The organism is Microbacterium sp. TW_SC_2 (genome assembly GCF_055361165.1).
Genome location: NZ_CM143952.1, coordinates 1,717,598 through 1,732,994, shown reverse-complemented (window position 1 = coordinate 1,732,994; position 15,397 = coordinate 1,717,598). Strand labels below are relative to the sequence as shown.

The following is a 15,397-nucleotide window of genomic DNA, read 5'->3' as shown; positions in this document are numbered from 1 at the left end:
GGTCATGCCTCCGAGTGGGATGCTTCGGCGAAGGCGACGATCGAGCGGACCATCGCCCCGGTGGGACCCTTGCCGGTGAAGCCGTACGGCGCCCCGGCGTGCTCGCCCGAGCCCGCGATGTCGAGGTGGACCCACGGGATGCGCGGGGCGTCATCGGCGTCGGACACCCGACCCACGAAACGCCGGAGGAAGAGTCCGGCGAAGGATGCCCCGCCCGCGCGATCGCTCATGTTCGCGTTGATGAGATCCGCGATCGGGGACTCGAGGGTCTCCTCCATGTAGTCGGGGAGCGGCATCTGCCAGGCGGGCTCGTCGGCGGCACGAGCCGCCTCGAGGAATGCCGCGACGGTCTCGTCGTCGCCCATCACGCCGGTGTGGCGATGACCCAGGGCCATCACGATCGCTCCGGTGAGGGTGGCGACGTCGAGGATCACGTCGGGGTTCTCGCGGCTCGCGGCCACGAGTCCGTCGGCCATCACGAGGCGCCCTTCGGCATCGGTGTTGAGAACCTCGACGGTGGTCCCGTCGAGCATCCGCAGCACGTCGCCCGGGCGGGTCGCGCGACCCGACGGCATGTTGTCCGCGATGCAGAGCCAGGCGGTCACGCGCACCGGGAGGCGCAGCGTCGCGATCGCGCGCAGCGCGGCGAGGCTGGTGGCCGCACCCGCCATGTCGAACTTCATGCCGACCATGGAGGCGGCAGGCTTCAGGGAGAGCCCGCCGGTGTCGAACGTGATGCCCTTGCCCACGAGCGCGATGTGCCGAGCGGCATCGGCGGGGGAGTAGTCGAGTCGGACCAGACGCGGCGGGCGGTCCGACCCCTGACCCACGCCCAGGATGCCCCCGTAGCCCTGCTCCGCGAGAGCGACCTCGTCGAGGATCTCGACCGTGACGTCGAGGTCGGCGACGCTCTCGGCGGCGCTCTGCGCGAGCTGCGCGGGGCTCTGCCATTCGGCGGGAACGGTGACGAGGTCCTTCACGAGGGCGACCGCGTCACCGATCGTCTGTGCTCGCTCGATCGCGGCGTCGTCGATGTCGGCGTGCAGCGTGATGGTCGATGCGCGGACCGGCCCCTTCTCGGTGCGGTAGCCGGCGAAGCGATGTCCGCCGAGGACGGCGCCTTCCGCGGCGGCCGTCGCGAAGCTCTCGAGTCCGGGCGCGAGCGCGACGGAGAGGCTCTCGAAGCCGGTGAAGGATCGCACCGCGGCCCCCACCGCGTTGCGCACGGCGAGGTCGTCGACGTCGGTACCCGCGCCGACCACGGCGAACGGCACAGCAGAGACCTCGGGGGCATGCACCCGGGTGAAGGACGAGGCGGAGCCGGTGAAACCGACACCCGCGAGGATGTCGGCGAGTCCGGGGTACGCGTCCAGAGAGGTCGGCGACGTCGAGATGTCGGGGACGACGAGCACTGCGGCATCGGCAGCGCTTCCGGGAAACTGATCGGTGGTGTGCGAGAGCACGGGAAGCGTCATACCTCCATCCTAGGGACGGGCGCGTCGCCTCGGGCGCGAGCGGGATCCGCGTGTTCGCTCTCAGCATGATGCCGCCAGCCCGTCGGTCCGACGGTCCTCGTAGCATGGAGGAATGCCCTTCTCCGGTGAGATCCACGAACGAGTCGCGAATGCGCCAGCCGTCCCCCGAGGACTGCCCCTGGTGGTGCTCCTGACCGGGTTCACGGATGCCGGGAGCGCCGTCTCCGGACTGATCGATCACCTGCGCGAGACGGCGTCCCCCCAGCCCCTCGTCGTGTTCGACAACGACGTCCTCCTGGACTACCGCGCGCGCCGCCCGGTGATCTCCTTCGATCAGGATCACCTGACCGAGTTCCGGCCGCAGCGGCTCGAGCTCGCGCTGGCCACGGATGCCCTCGGACAACCGTTCCTGCTCCTCTCGGGCTATGAGCCCGACTTCGCCTGGAACGCCTTCGCCCGCACCGTGCTCGACCTCGCGACCGAGTTCGAGGCGTCCGGCCTCAACTGGGTGCACTCGATCGCGATGCCCGTGCCCCACACCCGTCCGATCGGCACGACCGTCAGCGGCAACCGTCGCGACCTCGTCGTCGCGCACTCCGTCTGGCGCCCGCGCACGCAGGTCCCCGCGACCGCCGGACACCTGCTCGAGTTCCGCTTCGCGGAGCGCGGGGACCGCACGGTCGGCTTCGTCCTGCTCGTGCCGCACTATCTGGCCGAGACCGAGAATCCGGATGCCGTGATCACCGCGGCTCAGCGCCTGATGGCGTCGACCGGACTCGTGCTGATGCTCGACGAGGTGCAGGAGCGGCGCGAAGACTACGTCTCGCGCGTCGATGAGCAGGTCGTCGGCAACGACGAGCTCCAGCAGATGGTGCACAACCTCGAGCGGCGCTATGACGCGTATATGGCAGGCCGCAACCCGGATGACGATTCGTACGACGACGGCGCCTTCAGCGAGCGCGACCTCCCCAGCGCCGACGAACTCGCCGCCGAGCTGGAGCGATACCTGGCATCCCGTCCGTCCGACGAGGACAAGCCGGGTCGGAGCTGAACAGGCGTCCGCACGAACTTCGTCGTAATGCCACCGCATCGCCACACGTGTGCGATACTAGGAGTCTGACCCGTTGTCAATCAGTGCTTTTCCAGACTGGACTTGACAAGGGTCTTACTAGTGTCCGAAATGTCCCGGAGTGGTTCTTCCGCTCCGTGAAAGGCGAAACGTGACTCCTGCCACGACCAACAAATCCCGGACGACGAAGAAGGCCGCTGCCGAGACGACGTCTGACGCGCCGGTCGAGTCGAAGGATGCGGCTGAGAAGCCCGCGCCGCTGAGCGCAGCGAAGCGCGCGGCTGCCAAGCGCGCTCCTGTCAAGAAGAAGAAGGCCGACGACGTCGTCGAAGACGACGAGGCCCCCGCCGCTGCCGCCGAGGTCGGCGACGACGAAGAGGACGACAGCAAGCCGAAGTTCACCGAGCCGCTCCCGACGGGCGCGATCGTCATCTCGTCGAGTGACGACGAGGACGTCCCCGTCTACTCGACGCAGATCACCGGCGCGACGGCCGACCCGGTCAAGGACTACCTGAAGCAGATCGGAAAGGTCGCGCTGCTGAACGCGGCCGAAGAGGTCGAGCTCGCGATGCGCATCGAGGCCGGACTCTTCGCCGAGGAGAAGCTGTCGACCATGACGGCCGCCGAGAAGGCCGGCCAGCTCGGGCTCGACCTGCAGTGGGTGGCCCGCGACGGTCAGCGCGCCAAGAGCCACCTGCTCGGCGCCAACCTGCGACTCGTGGTCTCGCTCGCCAAGCGCTACACCGGTCGTGGCATGCAGTTCCTCGACCTCATCCAGGAGGGCAACCTGGGTCTCATCCGTGCGGTCGAGAAGTTCGACTACACCAAGGGATTCAAGTTCTCGACCTACGCGACGTGGTGGATCCGCCAGGCGATCACCCGTGCGATGGCCGACCAGGCCCGCACCATCCGCATCCCGGTGCACATGGTCGAGGTCATCAACAAGCTCGCCCGCGTGCAGCGCCAGATGCTTCAGGACCTCGGTCGCGAACCCACTCCGGAAGAGCTCAGCCGCGAGCTCGACATGACCCCGGAGAAGGTCGTCGAGGTGCAGAAGTACGGGCGTGAGCCCATCTCGCTGCACACCCCTCTCGGTGAAGACGGCGACAGCGAGTTCGGCGACCTGATCGAGGACACGGAAGCGGTCGTCCCGGCCGACGCCGTCGGCTTCACGATGCTCCAGCGGCAGCTCGAGCAGCTGCTCGACTCGCTCTCGGAGCGCGAAGCCGGAGTGATCCGGATGCGCTTCGGTCTCGGTGACGGTCAGCCCAAGACCCTCGACCAGATCGGCGACACGTTCGGCGTGACCCGTGAGCGGATCCGTCAGATCGAGTCGAAGACGATGGCGAAGCTGCGCCACCCGAGCCGCTCGCAGTCGCTGCGGGATTACCTCGAATGAGCCAGGCGAACGACGGCAAGGCCCTCGAGACAAGCGTCGACGGCACGAGCTACGCCCGCATCCCGCTGCGCACCCGCGTCGTCATGCCCGACGACGACCTCGACGCCATCATCACGGAATACGCGAAGGATCACGTCCAGGCGGGCGACCTCCTGTTCGTGACCGAGAAGATCGTGGCGATCACGCAGGGGCGGTCCTACCGCCTGGACGAGATCCAGCCGCGCAAGCTGGCGCTCTTCCTGTCGAAGTACGTCACGCGCACCCCGTACGGCATCGGCCTCGGCATGCCCGAGACCATGGAGATGGCTCTGCGCGAGTGCGGCACACCGCGGATCCTGTTCGCGGCCGCCGTGGCGGCCGTCACGAAGGCCTTCGGACGACGCGGCGACTTCTACCGGATCGCGGGTGACAAGGCGCGCGCGATCGACGGGCCGACCAAGCACACCATCCCTCCGTACAACGAGGCGGTCGTGCTCGGGCCCAAGAACCCCGATGAGGTCGCGGCGCGGATCAAGAAGCTCGTCGGAGGCGCCGCAGAGGTCGCGGTGGTCGACATCAACGATCTCGGCGGCAACATCCTCGGCTCCACCCTCGACAAGGACGGCGAGCGTCGTCTCGTCAAGATCCTCGGAGACAACCCGCTCGGTCAGGGCCTGGAGTCCACGCCGCTCGGCATCGTCCGCGCGGTCTGACCCCGCATCAGGCTCAGGAACCGAACGGCGGAAGGCCCGGATGCTCGGCATCCGGGCCTTCGTCGTCTCGTGCGGAGGCGGTACCTGCTGTCAGAAGCCGATGGCCTCGCGGTAGCGCGGCTTGTGCCCGGTGCGGATACCCGTGACGCTCGGCTTGTTCTCGTACACGCCGGCGCCCCAGTTGCCCTCGACCAGGACTGGACCGTCGGGGGAGACCACGATGTCCCAGCCCACGTACTGGACCTGGGGGACCACGCGCGCCACCTTGTCGATGAAGGCGCGGACCTGGTCCATGTGGGGGAGCTGGAAGTCGGCGATCGGGAAGCCCGTGTCCGGGTGCTTCTCGTGCACATGACCGTGCGAGTCGTATCCTGCGCCGACCGCGTGTCCATCGGCGTCGAGCATCGTGTAGAAGCCGCCGAAGGTCATCTGATCGCTCACCGCACCCCGTCCGAACTTCTGTGCCATGGCGAGGATGTGCGCCTTCTCGCCGTCGAAGAAGGCGGTGATGCGGGTGGTGTTCACGGTGCCGGGGCACACGGCCGAGAGCGCCTCGTGCTGGCGGATGACCTCTTCGATGAGCAGCTCGCCGCGGCTGAGCAGCCCGCGGTGGAACTCATCCCAGTCCTCGATGCCGGCGGCGTGATAGCGATGCACGCCGGTCCCGGCCTGGCCGACGGGCTCCTTGGTGACGACGGTGCCGAGGCGCTGGGTGAACTCGCGCACGGCGTCCGCGTTCCCCTCTTCCACGACCATCCAGTCGCGATGCAGGTACTCGGCGAAATGACGGTCGAAGGCGACCTTGTCCTGGAAGATCCAGCGGAAGTCGGGGTGGTCGTACCGCTGCGAGAGCTGGTTCGACACCGGGTGCGTCATGAACGTCTCGCGCTCGGCGCGGGTCAGCATGGCGAAGTCGTAGTCGATGTAGTCCTGGAAGCCGACGTTGTGCCGCGCCGCAGACCACAGCATGTCGGCGACGACCGAGGGCACGGGCTTGTGGTGCTGGGCGGAGGCCTCACGGGCGCGCTCCACGACCGACCCGACGTCGATGCGTCGAGCGCGACCCAGCAGATAGCGCACGCGGGGCGCAAGGGAAAGACGAGACATTGTGCTCCGAAGGTTGGGGGTGATTCCAGTCTACGGGGGCGCCGCAGGGAACCCTGAGTGAGCGGAAGCTAGTGTGGAGAGCGTGTGTGACACGACATCGAGTGCCCGTCCGCGGGCGGTGATCTCCCGTTCGGCCCTGGCGTCGTCGGCGCAGTCCGCCGTCCGGAAAGGGGGGCTGTTGGCCGATCTCCGACGCGACGCGTGGGGGCATGGCATCCTTCCCGTCGCGCACGCGGTGACGGCGGCCGGCCCCGCGCGGGTGCTGGTCGACTCGGCCGGAGACGTCGCAGCTCTGGCGCTCGAGGGGATCGACGCGACGACGGACGGCGTGCCGGACATCGATGCCTTCGCGCTGTACGGCCTCCCGAGCCTCGGCGGCGTACTCGAGACGACCCCGGTGATGCGACTCGTCGGGCGCGTGCTGTCGACCAAACCGCTCCGCGCCGGTGATGCCGTCTCCTACGGCTACACGCACCGGGCGACCGTGGACACCACGGCGGCGCTCGTCACAGGCGGCTACGCGCAGGGCATCGTCCGAGCCCTCGGCAACGCGGCGCACGTCGAGATCGACGGCGTCGAGAGACCGATCATCGGGCGCGTCGCGATGGACGTGTGCGTGGTGGACCTCCAGGGCGCGGACGTCGCGATCGGCGCGGAGGTCACCTACTTCGGGGGCACCGGTCCGGCTGCTCCGGCGCTCGCCCGCTGGGCAGCCGTCACGGGACTCTCGATCCCTGAGCTCATCTGCGTCGCCGGCATGCACGCGGTCCGGGGGTGGGAGGCATGACCCGCCCCGAACTGCGGCTGGATGCTCGAACCTTCCGCGACAACATCCGCGCTGTCCGCGCGCGCATCGAGCCGTCGGAGCTGATGCTCGTGGTGAAGGACGACGCCTACGGGCACGGGCTGGCGTGGACGGTCTCCGAGGCGGAGCGCGTCGGTGTCTCCTGGTTCGGCAGCTACGACGTGCGCACCGCACTCGATGTGCGCCGGGATGCGGGAGGCCGCGTGCGCATCTTCGCGTGGGCGACCTCGACCGACGAGGAGATCGACGAGGCACTCCGGAACGGGATCGACCTCGGTGTCGGGAGCGCGGAGTACCTGGACCGGGTGATCCGACGGGCCCGTGACCTCGGTGTCGTCGCCCGCGTGCATCTCAAGATCGACACCGGACTGCGTCGCAACGGACTGCTGCCGCAGGAGTGGGCCGAGGCGGTCGGGGTGACGCGCGCCGCGGAAGACGCGGGGATCGTCGAGTTCGCCGGTGTCTGGAGCCATATCGCCGAGGCGAGCGACGCGGAGGACGACGAGGCCCAGGCCGTGTTCCTGGAGGCGATCCGCGTCGTGGAGGAGGCGGGAGCGCGACCCGTTCTCCACCACCTCACGGCATCGGCTGCGTCCTGGTGGCGATCGGAGCTCCGTGGCTCGTTGTCGCGCATCGGGGCGTTCTGCTACGGAGTGCGGTCTGCGGACGGCCCGGATCTCGAGGGCATCGCGCCGATCGCTTCCCTGGTCGCACCGGTCACACGGCTCGACGGTGAAAGCGCGGTGGTCGGGATCGGCAGCTTCGACGGGCTCCCTTCGACGCTGGCGGGGTCCGTGGTCGGCACGCCCGACGGCTCACGGGTTCTCCGGCGCGTCGATCCCACGAGTTGCGTCGTCGAGGGGTGGCCGGGAATGGCCGTCGGCGACGAGGTGCATCTGTTCGGACCGGGCGCACACGGCGAGATGAGCGCGACCACGCTGGCTGAGTCCATCGACACGGTCGGGGAAGAGATCCTGACGCGGCTGAGCACACGAGTGCGCCGGAGCGTCATCGACTGACGTCCCGGCGCGAGCCGTGCGGCACCTCGTTCGGAGCGGGCGAAGCCCTCAGACGGCGTCGATGAGACGCGAGGTCTCGTCGTGCCAGCTGGTGGCGACGCTGCGGAGCTTCTCTTCGTACTTGCGGCCGTGGTGGGCGCAGAAGAGGAGCTCGGAGCCGTTGACCTCGGCGGCGATGTACGCCTGAGCGCCGCATGAATCGCAACGGTCCATCGCGGTGAGGCGGAACTCGACGGTAGAGGTCTCACGTTCGGTCGTAGCGTTCATCTCGGTGCCTCCTCGGGTGTCGGGTTCGCTGTGGAGCGTGCTCAATACAACCACGGGATACCTGGGTGCATGCCCGGATCACGGCGTGTTTCGCTCAGCGCGTACGCGAGTGGTCGCGGCCGGAGCCTGCCGGGGAGTGTCTGCAGGGCGGATGGTCCGACCGAGAATAGACTCGGAGATTGTGACCGCCGAGTATTCAGCCCATCATCTCCAGGTGCTCGAGGGCCTCGAGGCTGTCCGCAAGCGTCCCGGGATGTACATCGGGTCGAACGGATCGCCCGGGCTCATGCACTGCCTGTGGGAGATCATCGACAACGCCGTCGACGAGGCGGTGGGCGGCAGCGGCTCCAAGATCGACATCATCCTGCATTCCGACGGCAGCGTCGAGGTGCACGACCTCGGCCGCGGCATCCCGGTCGACGTCGAACCCCGCACGGGGCTCACCGGCGTCGAGGTCGTGTTCACGAAGCTGCACGCCGGCGGCAAGTTCGGCGGCGGCTCCTATGCGGCATCCGGCGGGCTCCACGGCGTCGGTGCCTCTGTCGTGAACGCGCTCTCGGAGCGCCTCGACGTCGAGGTGGACCGCGGCGGCAAGACGTACGCCATGTCCTTCCACCGCGGCGAGCCCGGCCGGTTCGCCGATTCCGGGGAGAAGCGTCCCGACGCACCGTTCACGCCCTTCGAGGACGGCAGCGAGCTGCTCGTGGTCGGCAAGACCAAACGCGGCGTCACCGGAACCCGGGTGCGTTATTGGGCCGACCGACAGATCTTCACGAAGGATGCGGCCTTCCAGCTCGGCGAGCTCGAGAACCGTGCCCGCCAGACGGCCTTCCTCGTCCCCGGTCTCGAGATCGTCATCCGTGACAACCGTGCCGAGGAGCGCATCGAGACGTCGTACCGCTACGAGGGCGGTATCTCCGAGTTCGTCGACTATCTCGCCTCCGATCCTCCCGTGACCGACAACTGGCGCATCCAGGGCGAGGGGACCTTCACCGAGACCGTCCCGGTCCTTCAGGCCGACGGTCACATGATCGCCACCGAGGTCGATCGTGTCTGCAAGGTCGATATCGCTCTGCGGTGGGGCACCGGATACGAGACCACCATCCGCTCCTTCGTCAACATCATCGCGACGCCGAAGGGCGGAACGCACCAGCAGGGCTTCGAGCAGGAGATGCTCAAGGTGCTCCGCGCCCAGGTCGATCAGAATGCGCGCCGACTCAAGGTCGGCAACGACAAGCTCGAGAAGGACGACGTCCTCGCCGGCCTCACGGCCGTGCTCACGGTGAATGTCCCGGAGCCGCAGTTCGAGGGGCAGACGAAGGAGGTGCTCGGCACGCCTGCCGTGCGCCAGATCGTGGCCCAGGTCCTCCGCAAGGAGTTCGGCGCCCGCTTCAGCTCGACCAAGCGCGACGACAAGAACCAGGCGACTCAGCTGCTCGACAAGATCGTCGCGGAGATGAAGGCCCGCGTCTCGGCGCGCGCGCACAAGGAGACCCAGCGGCGCAAGAATGCGCTGGAGTCGTCCACGCTCCCGACGAAACTCGTCGACTGCCGCACCAACGAGGTCGATCGGAGCGAGCTCTTCATCGTCGAGGGGGACTCGGCGCTGGGCACGGCCAAGAACGCGCGCAACAGCGAGTTCCAGGCGTTGCTGCCGATCCGTGGCAAGATCCTGAACGTGCAGAAGGCCTCGGTGGGCGACATGCTGTCGAATGCCGAGTGCGCGTCGATCATCCAGGTCATCGGAGCAGGCTCCGGCCGGTCTTTCGACATCAGCGCGGCCCGCTACGGCAAGGTGATCCTGATGAGTGACGCCGACGTCGACGGCGCGCACATCCGCACGCTGCTGCTCACGCTGTTCTTCCGCTACATGCGTCCGCTGATCGAGGACGGCCGGGTGTTCGCCGCGGTGCCGCCCCTGCACCGGATCATCGTGATGAACCCCGGCTCCAAGCCGAACGAGACCATTTACACGTACAGCGAGCAGGAGATGCATACGCTGCTGGCGAAGCTGCGCAAGGCGGGCAAGCGCTGGCACGAGCCCATCCAGCGCTACAAGGGTCTCGGCGAGATGGATGCCGAGCAGCTGGCGAACACCACCATGGACCGCTCAGGGCGTCTGCTGCGTCGCGTGCGCATGGAGGACGCCGAGGCCGCCGGACGCGTGTTCGAGCTCCTGATGGGCAACGAGGTCGCTCCGCGCCGGGAGTTCATCATCGACTCGTCCGATCGGCTTTCCCGCGAGGCCATCGACGCCTGAGCGCCGGTGTCATCCGGTGATCGCGGCGCGGTACACGTCCACGAGCGCGTCCCTGTGTGCGGTCTGTGCGATGTGCGGGCGATGCGAGATCGCTGCGGCGCTCATCGCCGTCAGGCGTGCAGGATCGTCTCGGAGGGTGCGGAGCGTCCGGGCGAGAGCCGCGGCATCCGGTGCCGCGGTGGCGATCGCGCCTTCTCGGGGCAGCGCCTCGAGAAGGTCGGGGTCGGTGACGACGACCGGGAGGCCGGAAGCGATGCCCTCGAGGATCACCATCGGTTGATTGTCGAAATCGAAGGACGTCGACACCAGCACGTCTGCGTCGCGCATCCCCCGGAGCACCGCGGTCTGCGGCACCGGTCCGTGCACCGTCAGCCGCCCGGCCGGAAGCGCAGCGGCACGGCGTGCGATCGATCGGCGGGCGACGCCGTCCCCGTACATATGGGCGGCGATCCCCGGCACCTGTGCGATGGCATCGAGGAACACCTCGGGTCGCTTCTCGGGAGAGAGTCGACCGCACCAGACCACGCGCAGGGGGCCGCGTCGCTCCGGCACCCGCACGGTGGGTGTGCCGATCGCCGCGAGCACCGAGTCTTCCAGCCCGTTCGAGAGCACGCTCAGGGGAGAGCGCACGCCCTGATCGCGGAGCTTCCGAGCGAAGTGCGCCGACGGGACGATCACCTGGTGGGCGGCGTTCGCCTGGCTCACCATGAGGCGCCACATGCGCCGCGCCGTCGGGGTGCGGGCATATCGTGCCTCGATGCCGGAGGGCAGTTCCTGGTGCGGCAGCCGACGCCGGTGCATCGCGGCCAGCACGGCCGTCGTGACCCCCGGCACCGGCAGCACGGAGCGCGTGTACACGTCGATCCGTCCGTGCATGGTCTGCACCAGCGGGATGCCGAGCGCGCGTGCTGCCTCGAAGGCACCGAGCGCGGCGAACATCTCGGTGTGGACGTGCACGACGTCGAAACCAGCGCCGGCGAGCCCCGCGCGCAGCGCGGCCGCGACGGCCGAGGGCTTCCAGGCGAAGGGATAGCCGTCGGGGGCGAACAGGCGGGCGGTGGGCAACCGCCGCACTGCGTCGTCATCGCTCGGCGCGGAGAGGGGAGCGAACACCACGACCTCGTGTCCAGCCTGCTCGAGCGCCTCCTTGTGCGCCTTGATCACCGTCTGCACACCGCCCAGGGTCGGCAGGTAGTAGTCGGTGACCATCGCGATGCGCACCTCCTCACCCTAGAGGCGCCACGCGCACTCCTCGTCCCCGGCCAGGGTGACGGCGTGGCCTAGCATCGGGGATATGTCGGAGTCCGGGGACCGTGTGCTGGTGACGGGGGCCAGCGGGTTCCTGGGCGGATACGTCGTACGCGAGTTGCGTGCGCACGGCCACGAGGTGTTCGCCGCCGGTCGCGACACCCGGGCTCTCGCCCGTGTCGCCGACCCCGAGCACCGCATCGTCGGAGATCTCGCGGCTCTCGCGACGGTCGTGCTCCCCGTCGATGCCGTGATCCACTGCGCGGCACTGTCGAGCCCCTGGGGGCGTTGGGCGGAGTTCCGCGCGGCGAACGTCGAGGGCACAGCGCACGTCGTCGAGTTCGCTCGTCGCAACGACGTGCGCCGCGTCGTCCATGTCTCGTCGCCCAGCGTGTACGCCGCACCCCGCGACCGGATCGGGATCGATGAGGATGAGGTCGACACGGACAACCGTCTGAACGGGTACATCCGCTCGAAGATCGCGGCGGAGCGGTTGCTCCAGGAAGCCGGGGTGCGAGGCGTGCTCCCGGAACTGGTGATCGTGCGGCCCCGGGGACTGATCGGCATCGGAGATCCCAGCCTCATCCCTCGGCTGCTCGAGGTGCATGCCCGTGTCGGGATCCCGGTGTTCGACGGCGGGGACAACGTCATCGACGTCACCGCAGTGGAGAACGCCGCCTCGGCGCTCCGGCTGGCACTCGATCGCGGCGACCCGCGCGGCGGCGTCTACAACATCTCGAACGGAGAACCGCGCCGGTTCCGCGAGCTGCTGGCCACGCTCCTCTCGCTCGTCGGAGAGGAGCCACGGATGCGCCCGATGAACCGCCGTCTGGCCTGGGCCGCGGCCACCGCCCTGGAAGCCGTCTGCGGCGTGCTTCCCGGGCGCCCCGAGCCTCCGCTGACCCGATACACGCTGAGCACGATCGCCTACTCGCAGACGCTGGACCTCACGCGGGCTGTCCGCGATCTCGGCTACCGGCCGACAGTCACCCTCGATGATGCCCTGACGCGGGTCGCCGCCGACCTGCGGGGTCGCGCATGACCGCGCGGCTCCGCCACTACGTGTGCGGCCGCACCTCGCACGACCTCGCCGGGATGTTCCGGGGCGCCGAGGGCGGCGTCCGTGAGTTCCCCGCCGGCGTCTTCCTGTTCGACGCCCCGGGCGATCGCCGCGTGCTGTTCGACACCGGCTACGCGGTCGGTGCCTGGAACACGGGGTGGCGCGGCGCGGTGTACCGCCGCCTCCTGCCCCCTCGGATCGAGCCCGCGGACGACGTCGCCCTGCGCCTGGAGCGGGACGGGGTGGATCCCGCCTCCGTGACCCACGTCGTGCTCTCGCACCTGCACCCGGACCACATCGGCGGCGTGCAGCGGTTCCCGGATGCCACGTTCGTCCTGACCGCCGGCCACCTGCGGACGCTGGCGTCTCCGCCGCTCACGGCGGGGGTGCTCACGGGCCTGCTGCCCGCGTGGTTCCCCGATGCTCGGCGCCGGGTGCTGGACGACGCCGACTTCGCACCCGTCGAGATCGCCGGTGTCGCGCTCCGGGCGGCCGATCTCCTCGGCGACGGAAGCTACCTCGTCGTCGATCTGCCAGGACACGCCGACGGGCACGTCGGAGCGCTCGTCGACCGGCGCGTCCTGCTCGCCGGCGATGCCGCCTGGGGTGCCGATCTGCTGGGGGCGGCGGACGACCTCCGCGCCGTGCCGCGTGCGGTGCAGCACGATGCCAGGGCGTACGGCGCGACGGCCCGTCGTCTGCAGGCGCTCGCTGACGCCGGCATCCGGATCGTCTGCAGCCACGACCCGGTGGAGCAGACGGAGCTGTTGAGCTGATGTCGTCCCTGCGGATCCTCGCGCGGTTCGCGGCCGTGCGCTGGCTGCGGCCGCTGCGCACGCGACGCGCCGTCGAGCGACGCCAGGCGCGGCTGCTGCGCCGTCACCTGCGGTTCCTGCGGAGGAGGTCGCCGTACTTCGCCGACCTCCTCGCGGACCGCCCCTTCTCCAGGCTGCCGACGATGGACAAGGGGCTGATGATGGCCCGCTTCGACGACATCAACACGGTGGCTGCGAGCCGCGATGAAGCGCTCGAGCTGGCGATCGCGAACGAGCGCTCGCGCGACTTCGACGCGGATCTCGGTGAGCACTCGGTGGGGCTGTCCAGCGGAACCAGCGGTCACCGGGGACTGTTCGTGGTCAGCCCCCGCGAGCGCGATGCCTGGGTCGGCACCGTGCTCGCGCGCACCCTCCCTCGTGGCCGGCTGTGGGGACACCGGATCGCCCTGTTCCTGCGCGCCGACAATTCTCTCTACGAGTCGGTGGGATCACGCGCGGTGTCGTTCTCCTACTTCGACGTCTACGCCGACATGGACGAGAACATCCGCCGTCTGGCCGACTACGCGCCGACGATCCTCGTCGCCCCGCCGTCGGTGCTCCGCGTACTCGCGCGCGCGGCCGATGCCGGCCTCCTGACCGCGATGCCCCAGAAGGTCTACGCCGTCGCGGAGGTGCTGGAGATCGCCGACGCGCGTCTGATCGCCGCCTCGCTGCGGCAGCCGCTCCTGCACCAGCTCTACCAGTGCACCGAGGGGTTCCTGGCCCACACCTGCCCGCTCGGGGTCCTGCATCTCAACGAGGATGCGGTGCTGTTCGAACGCGAGGCGCTCGACGCGCAGCGGTTCACCCCGATCATCACCGACCTGGAACGCCGGGCGCAGCCGATCGTGCGCTATCGACTCGGTGATGTGCTGCGGAGCCGGGTCGAGCCATGCCCGTGTGGGAGCGCCCTCGCGGCGATCGAGCGGATCGAGGGGCGGGAGGGAGACACCCTCCTCCTGCCGGGGCGGGACGGCGGCGCGGTCCCCGTCTTCGCTGACCTGGTGACCCGGTCGCTGCTGTACGCCGAGGGATTCGAGGAGTACCGCGTCGTGCAGACCGCGGCGCGGCGTTGGGAGATCGCCCTCGATGTGGTCGATGATCGGAGCCGGCGTCGGGTGAGCGAGGAGATCGCGATCCTCGCCGATCGACTCGGATGCGTCATGCCGCAGCTCGAGTTCCGGACGTTCGTGCATGACGGATCGGTGAAGCTGCGTCGTGTGATGCGGACCTGGGAGGGGGATGCCGATGAGACGCTGTGAGATCGTCGGGTGGGGGAGCGTCCTCCCCGAGGGGATCGTGCGGTTCGGCGATCAGGTGCGCTACCGCATCGGCGAAGAGATGACGCACCTCGACATGCTCGCGACGGCCTGCGAGCGTGCCCTGGCTCACGCCGGCATCGACCCGGACGAGGTGGACCTCGTGGTGGGAGCATCCGCGGCCGGTGTCCAGCCGATTCCCTGCACCGCCGCTCTCGTGTGGGAGCGTCTGACCCTGCAGGGGCACGCCGCCGCATTCGACGTGAACTCGACCTGCACGAGCTTCATCACCGCGCTCGACATCGCTTCCCGCTATCTGGACGCCGGTGACCACGAGACGATCCTGGTCTTCGCGGGCGACGTGGGCTCGCGCTTCCTCGATCCGGAGCAGCGGGAGAGCTACGAGCTGTTCAGCGATGCGGGGGTCGCTGTGGTGCTGCGCCGCTCCGAGTCACCTGACCGCGGCGTGATCGCCAGCGCCCAGCAGACCTGGCCCGCCTATGCCCACGACACCGAGATCCGCGGAGGCCTCTCGCGGTCGCCCGCGCAGGCGTACGCGTCGTCCGCGCCCGGCGACTACCTCTTCGACATGGACGGCCGTCGTGCACTCCTCGGGATGATGCGCGTGCTGCCCGATTTCTTCGCGCGGTTCCATGCTCGCTCCGGCATCTCGTACGACGATGTCGCCCTGTGGATTCCGCATCAGGCGTCCGCGGCGCTGGGGCCCATGCTCGACCGCCTCGGGGTGCCGCGGGATCGCCGCGTCGATGAGGTGTCGGCGTACGGCAACATGGTGTCCGCGTCGGTGCCGTTCATGCTCGCTCGTGCGCTCGACGCCGGGACCGTCTCGTCCGGCGACACGGTGGTGCTCTGCGGCACGGCGGCGGGGCTGACCGCGAACGTGCTCGCCCTGCGTCTCTGA

The 15,397-nt window shown here is 69.2% G+C and carries 14 protein-coding genes; 10 read left to right on the top strand and 4 right to left on the bottom strand.

Annotated features, from left to right (window positions below; translation table 11 throughout):
* Positions 1-2: 2 nt before the first annotated feature.
* Positions 3-1,475, bottom strand: a complete 1,473-nt coding sequence (locus ACWA14_RS08150; protein ID WP_463792304.1) for a leucyl aminopeptidase — start codon at positions 1,473-1,475, stop codon at positions 3-5.
* A 112-nt stretch (positions 1,476-1,587) separates the two neighbouring features.
* Here ACWA14_RS08150 and ACWA14_RS08145 point away from each other — a divergent pair, with 112 nt between their 5' ends.
* From ACWA14_RS08145 to ACWA14_RS08135, 3 genes are all read left to right on the top strand, one after another.
* On the top strand, positions 1,588-2,526 hold the full coding sequence (locus ACWA14_RS08145; RefSeq protein WP_463792303.1) for a proteasome assembly chaperone family protein: 939 nt from the start codon (positions 1,588-1,590) through the stop codon (positions 2,524-2,526).
* A gap of 169 nt (positions 2,527-2,695) precedes the next feature.
* A complete protein-coding gene (locus tag ACWA14_RS08140; RefSeq protein WP_463792302.1) occupies positions 2,696-3,943 on the top strand; it encodes an RNA polymerase sigma factor in 1,248 nt (415 codons plus the stop codon).
* On the top strand, positions 3,940-4,635 hold the full coding sequence (locus ACWA14_RS08135) for a coenzyme F420-0:L-glutamate ligase (RefSeq protein WP_463792301.1): 696 nt from the start codon (positions 3,940-3,942) through the stop codon (positions 4,633-4,635). The genes ACWA14_RS08140 and ACWA14_RS08135 overlap by 4 nt, the downstream gene beginning before the upstream one ends.
* Positions 4,636-4,725: 90 nt before the next feature.
* Here ACWA14_RS08135 and ACWA14_RS08130 read toward each other — a convergent pair whose 3' ends face one another.
* Positions 4,726-5,742 carry a sugar-transfer associated ATP-grasp domain-containing protein gene (locus tag ACWA14_RS08130; RefSeq protein WP_463792299.1) on the bottom strand — a complete coding sequence of 339 codons (1,017 nt, stop codon included), beginning with the start codon at positions 5,740-5,742 and terminating at the stop codon, positions 4,726-4,728.
* Positions 5,743-5,920: 178 nt separating this feature from the next.
* Here ACWA14_RS08130 and ACWA14_RS08125 point away from each other — a divergent pair, with 178 nt between their 5' ends.
* Positions 5,921-6,529, top strand: coding sequence for an alanine racemase (locus ACWA14_RS08125; RefSeq protein WP_463792297.1), 609 nt, complete (start codon positions 5,921-5,923; stop codon positions 6,527-6,529).
* On the top strand, positions 6,526-7,566 hold the full coding sequence (locus ACWA14_RS08120) for an alanine racemase (protein ID WP_463792294.1): 1,041 nt from the start codon (positions 6,526-6,528) through the stop codon (positions 7,564-7,566). Before ACWA14_RS08125 ends, ACWA14_RS08120 begins: the two co-directional genes overlap by 4 nt.
* Before the next feature lie 48 nt (positions 7,567-7,614).
* On the opposite strand, the gene ACWA14_RS08115 is transcribed toward ACWA14_RS08120, so the two are convergent.
* Positions 7,615-7,833 carry a DUF7455 domain-containing protein gene (locus tag ACWA14_RS08115; protein WP_463792292.1) on the bottom strand — a complete coding sequence of 73 codons (219 nt, stop codon included), beginning with the start codon at positions 7,831-7,833 and terminating at the stop codon, positions 7,615-7,617.
* A gap of 181 nt (positions 7,834-8,014) precedes the next feature.
* On the opposite strand from ACWA14_RS08115, the gene ACWA14_RS08110 reads away from it, so the two are divergent.
* Complete coding sequence (locus ACWA14_RS08110; protein WP_463792290.1) at positions 8,015-10,093, top strand: DNA gyrase/topoisomerase IV subunit B; 2,079 nt, start codon at positions 8,015-8,017, stop codon at positions 10,091-10,093.
* Positions 10,094-10,102: 9 nt separating this feature from the next.
* Here the strand turns inward: ACWA14_RS08110 and ACWA14_RS08105 are convergent, their stop codons facing one another.
* Complete coding sequence (locus ACWA14_RS08105) at positions 10,103-11,314, bottom strand: glycosyltransferase (RefSeq protein WP_463792289.1); 1,212 nt, start codon at positions 11,312-11,314, stop codon at positions 10,103-10,105.
* A gap of 73 nt (positions 11,315-11,387) precedes the next feature.
* Here ACWA14_RS08105 and ACWA14_RS08100 point away from each other — a divergent pair, with 73 nt between their 5' ends.
* Genes ACWA14_RS08100 through ACWA14_RS08085 form a run of 4 tightly spaced genes read left to right on the top strand, consistent with a single transcriptional unit; the run spans position 11,388 to position 15,397 of the window.
* On the top strand, positions 11,388-12,383 hold the full coding sequence (locus ACWA14_RS08100; protein WP_463792287.1) for an NAD-dependent epimerase/dehydratase family protein: 996 nt from the start codon (positions 11,388-11,390) through the stop codon (positions 12,381-12,383).
* Positions 12,380-13,177, top strand: a complete 798-nt coding sequence (locus ACWA14_RS08095) for an MBL fold metallo-hydrolase (protein WP_463792284.1) — start codon at positions 12,380-12,382, stop codon at positions 13,175-13,177. Before ACWA14_RS08100 ends, ACWA14_RS08095 begins: the two co-directional genes overlap by 4 nt.
* A complete protein-coding gene (locus ACWA14_RS08090) occupies positions 13,177-14,478 on the top strand; it encodes a F390 synthetase-related protein (RefSeq protein ID WP_463792281.1) in 1,302 nt (433 codons plus the stop codon). Before ACWA14_RS08095 ends, ACWA14_RS08090 begins: the two co-directional genes overlap by 1 nt.
* Positions 14,465-15,397 (top strand): 3-oxoacyl-ACP synthase III family protein, encoded by a 933-nt coding sequence (locus tag ACWA14_RS08085; protein ID WP_463792277.1) that lies wholly within the window; start codon positions 14,465-14,467, stop codon positions 15,395-15,397. The genes ACWA14_RS08090 and ACWA14_RS08085 overlap by 14 nt, the downstream gene beginning before the upstream one ends.